This is a genomic window from Thermosynechococcus sp. (assembly GCF_046299655.1).
GTDB lineage: Bacteria > Cyanobacteriota > Cyanobacteriia > Thermosynechococcales > Thermosynechococcaceae > Thermosynechococcus.
Genome location: NZ_JBKBHZ010000008.1, coordinates 29216 through 44935 on the forward strand (window position 1 = coordinate 29216; position 15720 = coordinate 44935).

General features: G+C 51.4%; 16 protein-coding genes and 1 tRNA gene. 9 read left to right on the forward strand and 8 right to left on the reverse strand.

Features of this window, described 5'->3' with window-relative positions; translation table 11 throughout:
* Positions 1-60: 60 nt before the first annotated feature.
* Positions 61-1497: a circularly permuted type 2 ATP-grasp protein gene (locus ACK4HN_RS06970; RefSeq protein ID WP_409868400.1), complete on the reverse strand. Its 1437-nt coding sequence runs from the start codon at positions 1495-1497 to the stop codon at positions 61-63.
* A gap of 26 nt (positions 1498-1523) precedes the next feature.
* Positions 1524-1745 (reverse strand): hypothetical protein, encoded by a 222-nt coding sequence (locus tag ACK4HN_RS06975; RefSeq protein ID WP_409851283.1) that lies wholly within the window; start codon positions 1743-1745, stop codon positions 1524-1526.
* A 398-nt stretch (positions 1746-2143) separates the two neighbouring features.
* Between ACK4HN_RS06975 and ACK4HN_RS06980 the strand changes: the two genes are divergently transcribed.
* The 3 genes from ACK4HN_RS06980 to ACK4HN_RS06990 all read left to right on the forward strand — a co-directional run bounded on the left by ACK4HN_RS06980 (position 2144) and on the right by ACK4HN_RS06990 (position 6138).
* Positions 2144-4027: a hypothetical protein gene (locus ACK4HN_RS06980; protein WP_409877401.1), complete on the forward strand. Its 1884-nt coding sequence runs from the start codon at positions 2144-2146 to the stop codon at positions 4025-4027.
* Positions 4028-4152: 125 nt separating this feature from the next.
* Positions 4153-5562: a signal recognition particle protein gene (gene ffh, locus ACK4HN_RS06985; protein ID WP_409868403.1), complete on the forward strand. Its 1410-nt coding sequence runs from the start codon at positions 4153-4155 to the stop codon at positions 5560-5562.
* Positions 5563-5694: 132 nt separating this feature from the next.
* On the forward strand, positions 5695-6138 hold the full coding sequence (locus ACK4HN_RS06990; protein WP_409868404.1) for a SufE family protein: 444 nt from the start codon (positions 5695-5697) through the stop codon (positions 6136-6138).
* Between the two features lie 82 nt (positions 6139-6220).
* On the opposite strand, the gene ACK4HN_RS06995 is transcribed toward ACK4HN_RS06990, so the two are convergent.
* The 3 genes from ACK4HN_RS06995 to ACK4HN_RS07005 all read right to left on the reverse strand — a co-directional run bounded on the left by ACK4HN_RS06995 (position 6221) and on the right by ACK4HN_RS07005 (position 8960).
* Positions 6221-7810: a glycoside hydrolase family 57 protein gene (locus ACK4HN_RS06995; protein WP_409868405.1), complete on the reverse strand. Its 1590-nt coding sequence runs from the start codon at positions 7808-7810 to the stop codon at positions 6221-6223.
* A gap of 145 nt (positions 7811-7955) precedes the next feature.
* Positions 7956-8903, reverse strand: a complete 948-nt coding sequence (locus ACK4HN_RS07000) for a cobalamin-binding protein (protein WP_409868462.1) — start codon at positions 8901-8903, stop codon at positions 7956-7958.
* Positions 8888-8960, reverse strand: a tRNA-Phe gene (locus ACK4HN_RS07005). The genes ACK4HN_RS07000 and ACK4HN_RS07005 overlap by 16 nt, the downstream gene beginning before the upstream one ends.
* A gap of 311 nt (positions 8961-9271) precedes the next feature.
* Here ACK4HN_RS07005 and gloB point away from each other — a divergent pair.
* Both gloB and ACK4HN_RS07015 read left to right on the forward strand, forming a co-directional pair.
* The gene (gene gloB / locus ACK4HN_RS07010) at positions 9272-10030 is read left to right on the forward strand and encodes a hydroxyacylglutathione hydrolase (protein WP_409868463.1); all 759 of its coding nucleotides are present in this window, start codon (positions 9272-9274) and stop codon (positions 10028-10030) included.
* 62 nt (positions 10031-10092) lie between these two features.
* On the forward strand, positions 10093-11418 hold the full coding sequence (locus tag ACK4HN_RS07015; protein ID WP_409868406.1) for a hypothetical protein: 1326 nt from the start codon (positions 10093-10095) through the stop codon (positions 11416-11418).
* 38 nt (positions 11419-11456) lie between these two features.
* Here ACK4HN_RS07015 and ACK4HN_RS07020 read toward each other — a convergent pair whose 3' ends face one another.
* Genes ACK4HN_RS07020 through ACK4HN_RS07030 form a run of 3 tightly spaced genes read right to left on the reverse strand, consistent with a single transcriptional unit; the run spans position 11457 to position 12946 of the window.
* Positions 11457-12338, reverse strand: coding sequence for a 3'(2'),5'-bisphosphate nucleotidase CysQ (locus ACK4HN_RS07020; RefSeq protein WP_409852650.1), 882 nt, complete (start codon positions 12336-12338; stop codon positions 11457-11459).
* A complete protein-coding gene (locus tag ACK4HN_RS07025; RefSeq protein ID WP_409868407.1) occupies positions 12310-12714 on the reverse strand; it encodes a hypothetical protein in 405 nt (134 codons plus the stop codon). Before ACK4HN_RS07025 ends, ACK4HN_RS07020 begins: the two co-directional genes overlap by 29 nt.
* The gene (locus ACK4HN_RS07030) at positions 12656-12946 is read right to left on the reverse strand and encodes a hypothetical protein (RefSeq protein ID WP_409868408.1); all 291 of its coding nucleotides are present in this window, start codon (positions 12944-12946) and stop codon (positions 12656-12658) included. Before ACK4HN_RS07030 ends, ACK4HN_RS07025 begins: the two co-directional genes overlap by 59 nt.
* A 78-nt stretch (positions 12947-13024) precedes the next feature.
* Between ACK4HN_RS07030 and rodA the strand changes: the two genes are divergently transcribed.
* From rodA to ACK4HN_RS07050, 4 genes are all read left to right on the forward strand, one after another.
* Positions 13025-14299 carry a rod shape-determining protein RodA gene (gene rodA, locus ACK4HN_RS07035; RefSeq protein WP_409868409.1) on the forward strand — a complete coding sequence of 425 codons (1275 nt, stop codon included), beginning with the start codon at positions 13025-13027 and terminating at the stop codon, positions 14297-14299.
* Positions 14300-14353: 54 nt separating this feature from the next.
* Entirely contained in the window at positions 14354-14521 is a 168-nt protein-coding gene (locus ACK4HN_RS07040) for a DUF3285 domain-containing protein (protein ID WP_409868410.1), read from the forward strand.
* Between the two features lie 24 nt (positions 14522-14545).
* Positions 14546-15025 carry an rRNA maturation RNase YbeY gene (gene ybeY, locus ACK4HN_RS07045; RefSeq protein ID WP_409868411.1) on the forward strand — a complete coding sequence of 160 codons (480 nt, stop codon included), beginning with the start codon at positions 14546-14548 and terminating at the stop codon, positions 15023-15025.
* Between the two features lie 235 nt (positions 15026-15260).
* Positions 15261-15713: a diacylglycerol kinase gene (locus ACK4HN_RS07050; protein WP_409868412.1), complete on the forward strand. Its 453-nt coding sequence runs from the start codon at positions 15261-15263 to the stop codon at positions 15711-15713.
* Positions 15714-15720 lie beyond the last annotated feature (7 nt).

Consider the following 15720-nt stretch of genomic DNA (forward strand, 5'->3'; position numbering starts at 1 on the left):
TGCAAAACTGCTCTGCAATGCTCCTAGAAGCAGTGGACAAAGGAATCACGACAGCGTGGCCTATTCACTGAGGACCCACGTGTCTTTACTCCCTCCCCCTTGGGAAGAATTCACCACCAATGAGCCGCGTTTCATGGCTACCCGTGTCAAGCCACCGGGATGTACATAGATGTCCTTGCCGTACAGAATATAGGGGCGCAAATCCACATGGCAGCCGACAATTTCATCGTCAATCAGGGTGGGCACGCGCGACAGGGAAAGGGTGGGCTGGGCAATGTAGTTGCGGGGATTGGCTTTGATGCGCTCTGCAAATTCTGCTCGCTGTTCAGCAGTTGCTTGGCAACCAATGAGCATGCCATAGCCGCCGGACTCATTGGCAGACTTCACCACGAGGGAGTCGAGGTTCTTAAGCACATGATCCAATTGTTGCGGCTCCCAACACAGGTACGTGGGTACATTGGGCAGGAGGGGATCCTCGCCGAGGTAATAGCGAATCATTTGCGGCACATAGGCATAAATCACTTTGTCATCGGCTACGCCTGTGCCGAGGGCATTGGCGATCGCGACCCGCCCTTGGCGATAGACTTCCATGAGACCTCTAACCCCTAGCAGCGAATCCGCACGAAATACCGCTGGATCGATAAAATCATCATCAATGCGGCGATAGACCACATCCACCCGCTTTAGACCCTTGGTTGTGCGCATTTGTAGGTACCCATCGGCTACGACAAGATCCCGTCCTTCGACAAGGGTCACCCCCATTTGTTGAGCAAGGAAGGAATGCTCAAAGTAGGCGGCGTTGTACATCCCCGGTGTGAGCACGACAACCGTGGCATCCGGTAGGCCGGCGGGCGCAAGGTTCAACAGGGTTTCCAATAGATGGCTGGGGTACTCGTCCACCGGTTGAATGTGCAATTCCTTGAAAACAAGGGGAAAGGTACTTTTCATCACGCGGCGGTTTTCTAGCACATAGGAAATCCCTGAGGGACAGCGCAGGTTATCCTCCAAAACATAGAAGGTGCCATCACGATCGCGCACCAAATCCGTACCTGTAATATGGCACCAAATTCCGCCGGGGGGGTTCAGATCATGGCAGGGACGCAGATACCCCTTGGCCGACTCAATCAGTTCCCGTGGGATGACGCCATCTCGAATGATTTTTTGCTCACCATAGACATCGGCCAAGAAAGTATTCAAGGCGGCAATCCGTTGCTTGAGACCGCGTTCAAGGGCTTGCCACTCCGAGGCTGGAATAACACGCGGCAGAATGTCAAAGGGCATGATTCGCTCTGTGCCTTCTGCTGCCCCATAGACGGTGAAAGTGGCGCCTAGGTTAAACATCACCTGTTGAGCGGTTTTTTGGCGCTGTTGTAGTTCTCCTGGGGGGAGCGATCGCACCCGCTGTACCAGGGGTTCGATGAAAGGCCGGGGCTGACCCTTGGCTACAAACCACTCGTCATAGAAGTTTTCCGGATCGTAGTGATCAAGTTCTCGCATTGATGCTTCCTCTGGGGGGATTTCCCTCAATAGTCTTGGGGAGTCGGCAAATCTGACACTGCCACCAAGTGAAACCCCATTTGACAGCGAAAGTGTTGACATCCCGCTTCGGCGGTACTCCCCAAGGGTGCCCCACACCGCAGTTGCCCCCCTTGCCAGCGGGGTTGACCTTGGCGATCGGCAAACAAACAGGATTGACACACAGACTGGGACGGTAAAATCTGATTTTGGGTGAGGATCACAAGCATCGGACGCCTCCCGCCGATCAGAGTGTTTTATACTCGGCTTAAGCAAAGGTAAAACTTTTTATAGTAACCAAGCTGGCTTGCAGCCTAGTACTTTTTATCTTATCGTGACAGCCTAGTGCATCCCTTTAGCTGCCGCTGTTAATCCTGCTACAGATTTTAGACGGAACAGGGTGTCCCAACCTCGCTTCGATTGGCGATCGCTCCTCCCTCAAAAAGACGGGGCAGTCCTGTGGGGTGCAGGGAGACTCGAAAACATTTTCAGGTAGAATCATTGAAGAATCATTTTTTAGCGTGCTCTATCTTGCATTTTGTATCTTATGTAACTGACAAAGCTACTTCAAGACAATTGATTCTGGACTTCCAATATAGCTATGTACCTTTTTTCTTGTGCAGGGATTATGGCAGCAGGCGCGATCGCCGGCGTCTTAATTTTTCCTCAATATCCCCTCAATTACCTTGCCCTCTGGTTAGCCTTGACCCTCATCCAAATCACATTGGTGACCCTAATTCTAGGGATCGCTAATATTCTCACTCCTCTCTCTTTGTTATTGGGCAGCTTTGCATCTATCATCATCCTCCTCAGTTTGACCATACTTTATCGAGAGCGTTTCCAACGATCCATTCGTTCCGTTGGTAGTTCTTACACCGCACTCAATTCTAAGGGAAGAATGGTTACTCTTACTCTGCTGAGCACCCTTGTCATTAGTTGCGTCGGGTTTCTTTCGCATCTCTATGCCCAAGTAACATTAGTGCATCCCCTGAGTTGGGACGTGGTTACTTACCACCTACCTAATGCAGTTGGTTATCTCCAAAGCAAGGGTCTTTGGAAACTGACAACTCCCTTCAGTCACTATCCGGGTGGCAATGAACTGCTAAATTTGTGGAGCCTAGTGCCTCTGCGTCAAGACAATAGCTTAGGCCTCACAACACTAAGTCTGAATCTAGGAGTTTTGTTGAATGCTTTGCTATTGTTACGCGATACCCACACTTGGCGGTATAGCTTTTCCTTAGCTCTTAGTTTCTTTTTATTTCTTGGAGTTTATTTTTCTTTTGGTGAGATGCAACTCCTTCTATTTGATATAGGTCGGAATGACATTACCTTGGGGTATTGGGTGCTGCTGGGGTTCTGGACGTGGCTGCGATTTACACAAACAGAAACAAGTTTTTATAGAAAATTTTGGCTTTTCTGGTCAGGTGTGAGTTTTGGTTGTGCACTTGGTGTAAAACCCAACGGTGTTTATCCAATTTTAGGACTATTTTTATTAATCTTAATTCAAGAGATTGCTACCTACATAAAGAACCATAATAGATTTGCTTTATTGAAACACCTAATAGATACTGGCTTAATTTGGCTACTTCCCATCGCTCTTATCTCCGGTTTTTGGTATTTACGAAATTATCAGCTACTAGGTACTGTTTTTGAAAGACAAAACCTAGAGATTGGCACTCAAATGGCACTGGTGTGGCACCTAACCAATCCCAATCTCTACACTGCGCCTAGGGGTGCAATTTTTTTGCTATCTTTATTGACTACTGCTATTTTAATTGCTTGCTTACTCAAAGGAAAAATTAAAAGTAAATCTATGCGCTATCTGTTCTACTTAAACATCATCAGCTTCTGTGCTTGGCTACTGACACCCTACAGTGCTGGCTATTATGCTGGGGAGGTTAGCTACTTCCATCCTCAGCTACGGCATGCGGTTTCTTACATTGTGACGCTGAGCATTTTGATTGTCTATGGTATTCGATATCTCTTTTTAGATGCTCTACACCACTTCAGACCGCAAGTAATTGAGGGAATTGATTACATCCTTAACAGCCTCCATCATTCTCATAATCTTTCTTTTCAGCAGAGCTTTAGAATTGCCATTGTAAGCCTTGGGCTGAGCTTTTCCCTTTTGGTAGCACAAACCTTAAATTATCAACCTCCAAAAGGCTTGCCTGGCTACAGTAGAATACTCTTTTACCCCCACTCTGTAACTTATGAAAGCGGTGTTTATGAATGGATTCAAGAGAATGTTCGGAACAAGCGCATCCTGAATATTAATCTGAGAAGTTATGGATTATTCAATTTTCCCTTTAGCAACGAAGTTATCGAGGGCAGTCTTCCCACTTCAGAACTTTCTAATCCTCGTTCTTCAGAGGGCTATGACTATATTGCTCTTGCGCTGGATCCTTTCACCGCTACCCTATCTGAGGATTTAAAGGCCTTTCTCCAAAACCCCAAGGGCTATAGAGTTGTGTACGCTGACCCCTTTGCACTTGTTTTGGCAAAAGAATGAATCCCAAAATAGCCAGATTCAAATTGCTGTCCTTAGATAAAACTTCCTCAAAACAAACCTAGGTTTGCTAGGATAGATAAGCTATTGATAGTAGCGTTTATAGTAGCGTGCAAAGAGTTTGAGTGATGTTTGACGCCCTTGCTGAACGCCTTGAATCTGCTTGGAAAACCCTACGGGGTCAAGACAAAATTACGGAAAATAATATCCAAGAAGCGCTGAGGGAAGTGCGCCGCGCCCTATTGGAGGCCGATGTCAACCTCCAAGTTGCCAAGGATTTTATTGAAAATGTGCGTCAGCGGGCGATCGGTGCAGAGGTCATTGCCGGCGTTCGGCCAGATCAGCAATTTATCAAAATTGTTTACGATGCCCTTGTGGAAGTCATGGGGGAATCCCACAGCCCCCTTGCCCACGTGGAGCCACCCCCGACAATTATTCTCATGGCGGGTTTACAGGGAACTGGGAAGACCACCGCCACAGCCAAGCTGGCCCTCTATCTGCGCAAAGAAGGCCTCAGCAGCCTTTTGGTGGCCACTGATGTCTATCGTCCTGCGGCTATTGATCAGTTGATTACCCTAGGCAGACAAGTTGACGTGCCCGTGTTTGAGATGGGGACAGAGGTTAGCCCCGTCGAAATTGCTCGCCAAGGGGTGGCCAAGGCCAAGGAACTTGGCGTGGATACGGTGATTATTGACACGGCGGGGCGCCTCCAAATTGACGCTGAGATGATGGCGGAATTGGCAGCGATTAAGGAGGCAGTGCAACCACACGAAACCCTCTTGGTGGTAGATGCGATGACCGGGCAAGAGGCCGCTAACCTCACGCGTGCCTTCCATGAGCAGGTGGGGATTACAGGCGCCATTCTCACCAAGCTCGATGGCGATACACGCGGCGGTGCAGCTCTTTCTGTGCGCCAAGTCTCCGGACAGCCGATTAAGTTTATTGGGGTCGGTGAAAAGGTCGAGGCGCTCCAGCCTTTTTATCCCGATCGCTTGGCCTCTCGTATCTTAGGGATGGGCGATGTCCTCACCCTTGTGGAAAAAGCCCAAGAGGCAGTGGACTTGGCCGATGCCGAAACAATGTCCCGCAAAATTCTCGAAGCCCAGTTTGACTTTGATGACTTTCTCAAGCAACTGCGCCTACTCAAAAATATGGGATCCTTGGCGGGAATTATGAAGCTCATCCCCGGCCTGAATAAAATTTCAACGGAGCAACTCCAGCAGGGGGAAGTGCAATTGAAGCGGGCGGAAGCGATGATTAACTCCATGACCCGCGAAGAGCGCCGTAACCCCGAACTTCTGGCGAGTTCCCCTAGTCGCCGTGAACGGGTTGCCAAAGGTTCTGGTTATTCGGTAGCCGATGTCACAAAGCTAGTCAGTGACTTCCAGCGCATGCGATCGCTAATGCAGCAGATGGGTCAAGGGGGCTTTCCAAGCATGGGCATGCCGGGCGTGAACCCAATGGGTCGCGGGGGACGTCCTCAGACGCCTAAAAAAACCAAGAAACAAAAGAAACGCAAGGGCTTTGGCGTACTCTAAGGGGAAAGGTTTTCTTGCTGAGCAAATCTTCCCAATGGATTGGCTAAGAACTTTTGCAGGCAGCAGATGGATTTTTGTATTAACTTAAATGAAAAAACCTAAACCTAAGGTGTCTTGTTACCCTTTACAACCATGATTTTAACTTCCTGTCTTCCCCCAGCCCTTGAGCAAATCGTGCAGCGTTTTGAGCAAATTCAAGATGCCCGCCGCCGTTATGAATATCTGCTCTCCTTTGCTAAAAAAGTACCGCCTCTCTCCCCTCAGGAGTGTACCTCCGAGAACCGTGTCCCCGGCTGTGTTTCCCAAGTCCACCTAGTGGCTCACCTCACCCCAGAGGGAAAGGTTGTCTTTCGCGGTAGCTCTGATGCCCAAATTCCCAAAGGCCTGTTAGGGCTGCTGACTAGTGGTCTAAATGAACTCACACCGGCAGAAATTTTGCAGGTGTCTCCCGACTTCATTAAGCGGACTGGTCTGGATGTGAGCTTAACCCCTTCACGGAGCAATGGGTTCTACAATATGTTTCGCTTTCTGCAAACCCAAGTGGCTTCGCTTCAGCCCTCAGTGCTTGAGCCTTAGGAGACTATGGGTTCCTTTCCCCTTGCCCAAGCGCAGAGCAGGCCCTTTCCCAGCGCCTATTGACCCTTATTTACACCCTTACTTACAAAGGGCGATACACACGATAGTTGATGTGGGGAAAGATATTGTCAATGGCTTCCACTTTTTCCAACCAGCCGGCATCAATTTTTTGAGCCTTGATGTCCTCGTAGAGCTTGTGGAAGCGCAGGAGATGGCTGCGGGTGCGACGAACCGCATAGGGCACCATTGTGCCTGTGCGCATGATAAAAGCCCAGTCGGAAGATTGCGCAAGGAGTAATTCCCGAGCCGCTTGGTTCAGGGCACGCCAGCTTAGCTCATCCCAAGGTTCTCCTTTGGCCAGCTCTATCATTCGCTCCGTCGCCTTGTGAAGGTGAGGATAGATCCACGCATTGGTGTCATTGAGCCAGTATTCATGGAAGCCCTTATAGCCCCAACTGGACTGGGAGGGACGGCACACCTGCTGCGTGGGATGGGCACGGAGATAGTCTGCCAAGTGGGTCATGGCAAAGGTGTCTTGGTCAAACCAAACTTTGCGGAAGAGAAAGTCAAGGAACCAAGGCCCTTCATACCACCAGTGGCCATAGAGTTCAGCATCGTAGGGAGAAACGACAATCGGCGGACGCTGCATTAGGTGGTACAGATAACGAATTTGGTTTTCGCGGTTAAACATGAAGTTGGCCGCGTGTTCGGCGGCTTTTTCCCGTGCCCAATAGGGGTCATAGAGTTGCTTCTCCCCTAAACCAAGACCGCGACCGGTAATTTTGTGGTACTTAATTCCCGTATTTTTACGTTGGCCATTGGGCATGATGTAGGGCTTAATGTATTCGTACTCTGCTTCCCAACCCAAGTCCTTGTAGAACTCGCGATAGACGGGATCCCCCGGATAACCTACTTCCGATGACCATACCTGCTGCGAGGATTCGTGATCGCGACCAAAGGCAGCAACCCCTGTTTCGGTGAAAATGGGCGCATAGGTGCCAAAGCGAGGGCGGGGACGGGCATAGAGAATACCGTGGCCATCGATAATGAAATAGCGCAAACCAGCATCGGCAAGCATTCGCTCTAGGCCTTCGTAGTAGGCGCATTCCGGTAGCCAAATGCCCTTGGGTGGACGACCAAAGGTTTGCTCGTAGTGTTCACAGGCTACTTGAAGTTGTGCCCACACCGCTTGGGGATACATTTTCATGAGGGGCAGGTAGCCGTGGGTGGCACCACAGGTAATAATTTCAAGGTTATTGGTGTCTTGAAACTGCTTAAAGGCCTTGACGAGGTCGCGATCGTAGTTTTCCCATGTTTGTCGCACGCGGTTGAACTCTTGGGCATAATGCTCGGCAAGGTAGCGGATGTGGCCATTGTGGGTATTGTGCTCTACCTCTAGTTCCGCCAGTTCCTCTAGTTTCGCCAAGTGCTGATCATAGCGTTCCTGCAATAGGGGGTCCCGCAACATTGAAATGAGTGGCGGCGTCATACTCATGGTGATTTTGAAGTCCACGCCGTCACGTTTTAGCCCCTCAAACATCCAGATCAGGGGCACATAGGTTTCGGTAATCGCCTCAAAGAGCCACTCTTCCTCTAAAACGTAGTCACTTTCGGGATGGCGAACGAAGGGGAGGTGAGCATGCAAAACCAGCGCTAAATAACCAATTGCCATAGGAAGTTTGCCTATTTATGTATTCGGGACAACGGCGGGGGATCTTGAGATCAGTTGAGTTTCCCTCATCTTAGGCGAAATAGCTAAATCTGCAACGGTAAATTTTTATCTTTTCTTCAGATTTATTATTTTGTTATTTGATGGGCTATCCTGCTACCGCTAGGGCATATCGCTGCCAACCAATGCCCTGAAACTTCAGTTCTTGAGGTGGGTGGAGAATTTCCACAAGAATTTCAAGGGAATCCACTAAACGGGGTCCGGGGCGATTAAAGTAAGCATTGCCGTCAACAATGTAAAGTTGATCCGTCTGGAAGGCACGCAATTGTTGCCACTGGGGAGAGGTGTGCAGTGCTTGCTGCAGTTCTTGGTGGGTGCGCTTGAGGTCAAAGCCACAGGGCATGACAATGATCACCTCTGGATCGATCGCCAGCAGTGTTGACCAGTCAATGTAGGGGGAATGTTTTCCCGCTGTCCCCAATACATTTTCACCCCCCGCTAGGGTAATCAATTCTGGTACCCAGTTGCCGCTGGTCATGAGGGGGTCAATCCATTCAATTGTCACCACCTGCCGCCGCGGGCGATCGCTCACCCATGCTTGACAGGCATGAATTCTCCTGTGCAGGGAATTCAGTAAGGGGTCAGGGGAAACCCCAAGGGCAAGGGCCACCCGCCGCATATCCTGCCAAACATCCCCAAGGGAATGGGGTTGGAGGGAAATCAACTGGGGGGGCGGGTCAAAGAGTTCGGCGATCGCCCGCTGCACATCCGCTAGGGTAACCGCACAGACATCGCATTGGTCTTGGGTAATGATATGGGTGGGCTGTAGGGATTGGAGAGTGGTCAGTTCCAACTCATAAATCCCCAAAGCTGATTGCAATAGGTCTTGCACCGCCCGTTCAATGGCCAAACTGGGCTGCTGTGCATCTAAGCGCGCTCGTGTACAAGCGGGCAGCGCCTTCACTTCGGGTGGATAGTCACATTCGTGGCTTCGCCCCACTAGAAACGGCAGGAGGCCTAGAGCGGCAACAATTTCCGTGGCACTTGGTAGTAGTGAAACAAGACGGGGTGAGCCTACAATGCCAGGAGCCAGAATCGAACTGGCGACACGAGGATTTTCAGTCCTCTGCTCTACCAACTGAGCTATCCCGGCTTGAAAGGGTTTCATAATCCTAGCAAGTGTCTAGGTGCTATGACAAGTCTCTCAGCAAATCAATCAGGGCAAACGCATACTATTAAGAAGGAAAATATGTTTTGAGGTTCAAGGGCAATCAACAGCATCTGTATTCGGTGTTTCTGAGTGAGATACATTTTGCGCTCTCCGCAACTTCGTTATTGTAAAGAATAGGGAAGACTTCCATTGGCAGCTATCCCTCCCTGCCTTAAGGTGCAGGATTTCTCGGAGGTTTTTGATGAAGTAGAGGCAGAGAAAAATTGGTGACGCTGGGTACAGGGACAACGGCCATGATGATTTATCGCCTCAATGCCCTTACGGACAACTACATTTTTTTACTCCATGATCCGCAAGCGCAGACAGCGGTAGTGGTCGATCCGGCAGAGCCAGAACCTGTTCTGGCCAAATTAGCGGAATTGGGAGCAACACTGACGGCGATTTTCAATACCCACCACCACTGGGATCATGTGGGAGCCAATCGTGCCCTGAAATCGCACTTTCCCAATATCGAAGTCTATGGCAGCCGCGAAGATCAAGGCCGCATTCCAGAGCAAACAGTCTTTCTCAGTGCGGGCGATCGCGTTCCCTTTGGTGAACATTCTTTTGAGGTGCTGTTTGTCCCCGGTCATACCCGCGGTCACATTGCCTACTATGCGCCGGCAACGGGCGATCTCTTTTGCGGTGATACACTCTTTGGCGGTGGTTGTGGTCGTCTTTTTGAGGGGACACCAGCGCAGATGCTCGACTCTTTGAATCAACTGCGGCAACTGCCGGAGCAAACGCGGGTCTGGTGCGCCCACGAATATACTCAAAAGAACCTCAGCTTTGCGTTGACCGTAGATGCCGATAATCCTGCCCTGCAAGCGCGCTATGCCCAAGTCTGTCGCGATCGCGCCCAAGGAAAAAGCACAGTTCCCAGTACGATTGGCTTGGAAAAGGCCACAAATCCCTTTTTGCGCTGTGAAGTCAGTACCCTTCAAGCAGCGGTGGGGGCGACCACGCCCCTCCAGACCTTTACCCGGTTGCGGGGTAAACGGGATCAGTACTAGCAATCTCGCTGATGCCAAGAGAACGATAATCTAGTTCTAGACCCCTTACCCAGAAAGTTGCCATGGCAGTTTCCTATCAGAGTCGCTTCTTTAACTTTTGGCGACGGCAATGGCAGTATTGGCAGCAGCACTGGCAACGCCAACAATGGCAGCTTGAAAGTACGCTTAAGGGTAGGCTTCAGATCATTGGTGCGATTCTAGCCCAGTTTTGGCAGCGGGGACTTCCCCAACTCATGGGCAGCGTCTCCCAAATGCGTCAACGCTTACTACTGAAACCTACAACAGCACCCCCTGCCGATGAAGCGTTGTTAAGTGTCATGTCTGCCCTCTCCCTGACGAAAGGGGAGGATGAATCTTGGGGGGTGGCGATCGCCCCCATTCCGCGTCCACTCCCCTGGTGGCAGCGCTGGATCGCGCCTTTATACCGCTGGTTTCAACCCCAGTCCAAAAGGTTAATGCCATCGGAGGCGCCTTTGGCCCAGCGGCAACCCTTTTACCTTGCCTGCGATCGCACCGCAAAATCCCTATTGCTTGTGGATGAGGCTGCCCATCCTTTGAAAATCTTCACCGCCGCAGAACAGCAGCAAATTGAGCGACATATTGCCTACGCCTTGGCAGTGTACTATCAGCACGTTCGGCAGTGGTATCGGCGGCGGCATCATTGGCTCTGGGGCTGGCAGGAGCGATCGCTAAAGGCAGGCTCTAAACCATCGTCCTGTTTGGTGGCAAGTTTTCTAGGGCAACTTCAGTTAACAGGTACTAGTGAAGGGGATTTAGTTCTACCTACGGTGTCTCCCCTAGCCACTGTCCTCCGCTGGTTGCAATCGCGCCTCCCCTTTGGGCGTAAGAACACCCTCTCCCAAGGGCAGATACAGGGGATTGCGACTCTCCTAGAAACGCAGCAGATGGTGCTCATTGGCCCTGATAACACGATCCTGTACACCCTCAGCCCCGCCCAACAGGCGCAAGTTCTGGCTTGGATTGAACGCCATCTCAATCCCTGCAAGCTGCCCTTCCCAGAATGGCTGAGTCAACTCTCCTATTGGTTAGGGGGATTCCAACCCCCAGGGGTGGCAGCCGTGAATTCGCCGCTATTGGCAGCTACGGCTTCTCTGCCAGTCTTTTCCCCCGCGGAGACCCTGCTTAGCCTAGGCAGTCGCGCTGATTCCCTAGCCCATTCACCACCCTCAGAAACTGTGGCCACCAGTGTCGATCGGAATCCAGAGCAGCTAATTCTCGATGTGGATGCGGCCCTAATTGGCTATGAACTCCACTGGTTTGAGCGGCTGCTGCTGTGGTGCGATCGCCTGTTTCTCTGGCTTGAAGAACAGCTCATTCGCTTCGGTCGTTGGCTCTTGCAGCAGTGGCAGCACTGGTGGCACCCCTAGGGACCTCGCCAATAGACTGAAGCTAGGGCTCCTGCTTTTTAGGCAGAGTCAAGGGACAGTTGAACCCTTGTAATTGCTTCAACAAGGGGCGATCGCAAAGCAGCAATATACTCTGGCCAGCCAATGAGGATTGGTTGCTGATGGGTAAGGGTCTGTCCCTGTAAACCTGTGGCATCAAAGCGTAAGGGATTTCCCTGCAAATCGGTGCACACCAAACCTGCTGCTGTTGCTAAAGCCAAGGGGGCTGTGGTGTCCCAGAGCTTCACCCGCTGATTTAAGTAGAGGTAGAGTCCCGCCCGTCCCAAAATCACTTCAATCACCTTGAGGCCAAAACTGCCTAGAAAGCGAAATTCCACTTGGGGCAACAGCCGATGAATTGCATCACCGTAAGTGCGGTAGTCGCGATAGCCAATCATAATCGGGCAATGGTCTTCACTGGGAGAGGGCGGGCAAACGGGTAAGAGGGGAACAGGGGGACCACCACTGCTCATCTGAAAGAGTCCCCAATCTTTACCGCCATAGTAGAGGTGATCCAAATTGGGGGCATAGATCCAACCCGCCACGGGGCTGTAGTGCTCCAGCAGTCCCACCATGAGGGCATAGCCTTGGCGATGGTGAATGAGATCGTCAGTACCATCGAGGGGATCAATCAGCCAGTAGCGATTTTTCGGTTCCTGAAAGACTGCTTGGGAGTCGGCATTTTCCTCGCTGATGATCCCATCTTCAGGAAACCAAGCGCGAAACTTTTGACTCAGTAGCCGATCCAAGAAGCGATCAATACTGGTGGCAAAATCTTGGCGTCCCTTTTCAATGACTTCAAAGGGTTGCTGTGCCAGTTGCCGTGCCCGCTGCCCTGCTTGGCGCAGGAGCTGATTGATCTGCCAAATTTGGCTAGAGGTCAGGGGGGGAGAAGTCGTCATGTGAGATTAAGCCGTCCACTTCTTCTAGTTTGGCGTTAAAGATCAGTAGCCCCTGTAGCGATCGCTGCTGTAACTCTTCGAGAATTGCTGCTTCAACCCGCCGCGCTACCTGTTTTAGCAGTTTTGGTTGGGTGAATGGATCAGCACTTGCCCATGCGGTGCGTTCGGCCTCAGTCATTTGCTCCCTGACATCAATGGCATTTTCCCACCGGGCGCGATCGCGATCGTTGCCGAGGGGCACAGTTCCCAATTCCGCTAGCCACTGTTGTTTTACGGCTTCTAGCCACGGGCGATCGGGACGTTCAATGGCGATCGCCTTATAGCCACGACACCGCTGGGGACAGCGCACAAGGTGTTGCAGCAAACTCAGTCGCATATCCCGCGAATAGCCAATCATCTTGGAAAAGCCGATCTAGGGAACGAGCTTTGCCGATCGCTAGCAGTTGTAGGGCATCAATTTCTAAGCGCTTCATCATCTCAGCGCTTTCAGCTTGGTTGTAGAGCACCACCATCCCCATCGGTAATAGGGAAATGAGCAGTATCACCAGCAGTAGCCGCCCCGAAATTGACCACAAAAACCTTGACCAACGCTCTCGCCACCGAAGCATGGATCCACTCAGGATAGAATGGGAATCTTGATCAAACCACCACTGTTCCAGCCTAATGCAAACAAAGGATATTTGACGATGTTTTGGACAACTCGGCTGTGGCAACGCCGCTGGTCTGCTTGGCTCCACCCTTGGCGGGGGATGGATTGGCTCCTTTTAATGGCAGTGTGGCTGATTACGCTGTTGGGGGCAGTGGCGATTCACAGTGCCGAGCTGCACATTGGCGAAAAGGATGGCTTCCAACATCTGGCGATCGCGGGGATTGGCACGATTTTACTGTTCGTGCTAGCGCGGGTACCGACCTCGGTCTTTCTTTCAGTCCATTGGTGGGTCTATGGCATCAGTTGTGGCCTGCTACTGGCTGTGAGCTTATTTGGTGTTGAAGCTAACGGTGCCCAGAGTTGGCTGCCCATTGCGGGGTTTAATCTACAACCTTCAGAATTTGCCAAAATCTCGATCATCCTCACCCAAGCTGCGCTACTCCAGCGGGTGCCTGCCAATGGCCTCAGGGGTATTCTACGGGTGTTTGCGGCAACAGTCTTGCCCCTAGGGTTGATTTTATCGGAACCCGATTTAGGCACCTCTTTGGTCTTTGGTGCCATCACCTTGGGAATGCTCTACTGGGCGAATGCACGTTTGGGCTGGATTGTGCTCATGCTCTCCCCTTTGGTGGCAGCGATTCTCTTTGCCCTACCGCTGCCCTATGAACTCAATTTGGTGCTGTGGTTCCTGTGGACATTAGGGATGGGGGTTGTGGCTTGGCAAAGCCTTCCCTTGGGTTGGATTGGGGCGATCGGTGGCATTGTTCTGAATCTTTCGGGGGCGGGTTTGGGGCAGTTGCTGTGGAGTGTTCTTAAGGACTACCAAAAAGATCGCCTCTTAATGTTTTTAGACCCCGATAAGGATCCCTTAGGAGCCGGCTATCACCTGATCCAATCCCGCATTGCCATTGGTGCCGGTGGACTGTGGGGACGAGGGCTGTTTCACGGGACGCAGACCCAATTGGGATTTATCCCTGAGCAGCACACGGACTTTATTTTTTCGGCCATCGGTGAGGAATTAGGCTTTTTGGGTGGCTTGCTGGTTTTAGGGCTGTTTTGGTTGATTGGCCTACGGCTGCTGCAAATTGCCAATAGTGCCCGCGATGATTTTGGCTCGCTGCTGGCGATCGGTCTTTTTGCCATGTTGATGTTCCAAGCGGTGGTCAATATCGGCATGACCATGAACCTATTTCCTGTGACAGGCATTCCCTTGCCCTTCCTTAGCTATGGGCGTTCTGCTCTCTTGGCAACCTATATTGGCTTGGGGCTAGTACAATCAGTGGTCAATCATCGCCCGCGATCGCGCTACTGAAGTCAAGCACCCTTTGTTAAAATTTGTGAAGATGGTCAACCATAGTGAAATCCCATGAGCGAGTCCCCACAACCCCCATCCTCCCCTGCCGAGCAACCCAGTTATGTCAAACTGGCCATGCGAAACATGGTGCGCAAGGGGGGCAAGTCCCTGACCCATTTTGCCCTCACGAGTATCGGTCTGTTAGCGTTGTTGGTGGGCTTGTCCTACCTCACCCGTTAGTGAGCGCGGAAAAACTTTCAGACAATGACGGTCACCGTCTATCTCGAACTTCAGGATCCCTCCCTGAGCACTGAGGTGGCAGCCCTGCCATGGCAAGCTTGGTTTCACACATGGATGGCGATGGTTGAGCCGAACCTAGGTAAAGCCTACGAGCTAACCCTGCGCCTGACGACGGATGCTGAAATTCAAATTCTTAATCGTCAGTATCGCGATCGCGACACCCCCACCGATGTGCTGGCCTTTGCCACCCGCGATGAGACTCTCCCGCTGCCCCCAGAGGAACCTGAATACCTTGGCGACATCATTATTTCTGGGGATACAGCCCGTCGGCAAGCCACCGAAGGGGGGCACTCCCTCTCCACAGAGATTGCTTGGCTCGCCTGCCATGGCCTGCTCCACCTTTTAGGCTGGGATCATCCCGATGAGACTCAACTTTGCCAAATGCTTACGCAGCAAGCGCGCTGCTTGGAGGCAGTGGGGCTAACCCCGCCTGCATACTGTTAACTGATCTCGCAAATGACAGTTTGAGGCATGAATTGGGGAAACCTGTGCTTAAATGGAAGGCGATTTTCCAGACCCTGATGTGAGTATGTTCCCGATGCTGGCTATGACGTGGAGACTCTTAGCAGTGCCACCTTTCCATCAACAACACCGTAAATTTGATCAACCTTCCCAAAAGGTGCTGGACAACAGGCGCAGCCAATTGAGTCTTGAACATTCCGTGTGAGGGGTAATTTTTATGTCACAAAAAGTCCTAGTAACCTCTGGGAACAAAATAGCGGTGACAAGCTTATCATGCCCACGCTTCTACCAGATGGCCGTCTCCCTACTGAATAGTTTCCGCTATGCGTGGGCAGGGATAGTCTATGCCTTTCAGACACAGCGCAATTTTCGCATTCACACCGCAGTTGGCCTGAGCGCGATCGCCCTCAGTGGTTTGCTTAAACTGCCCCCCGTTGAGGTAGCAGTGATTGTCCTCACGATTGGTCTTGTCATGGGGCTAGAGCTGCTGAATACGGCTCTGGAAGCAGTGGTGGATCTCACCGTTGGCAAGGAGTATCATGATCTTGCCCGCATTGCCAAAGATTGTGCTGCTGGTGCGGTTCTCCTCAGTGCGATCGCCGCAGTGGGAGTGGCCATGGCGCTGCTTGTGCCCCCCTTGGTTTACCCCCTTGTGGGAATACTCTGGTAGATTTTCA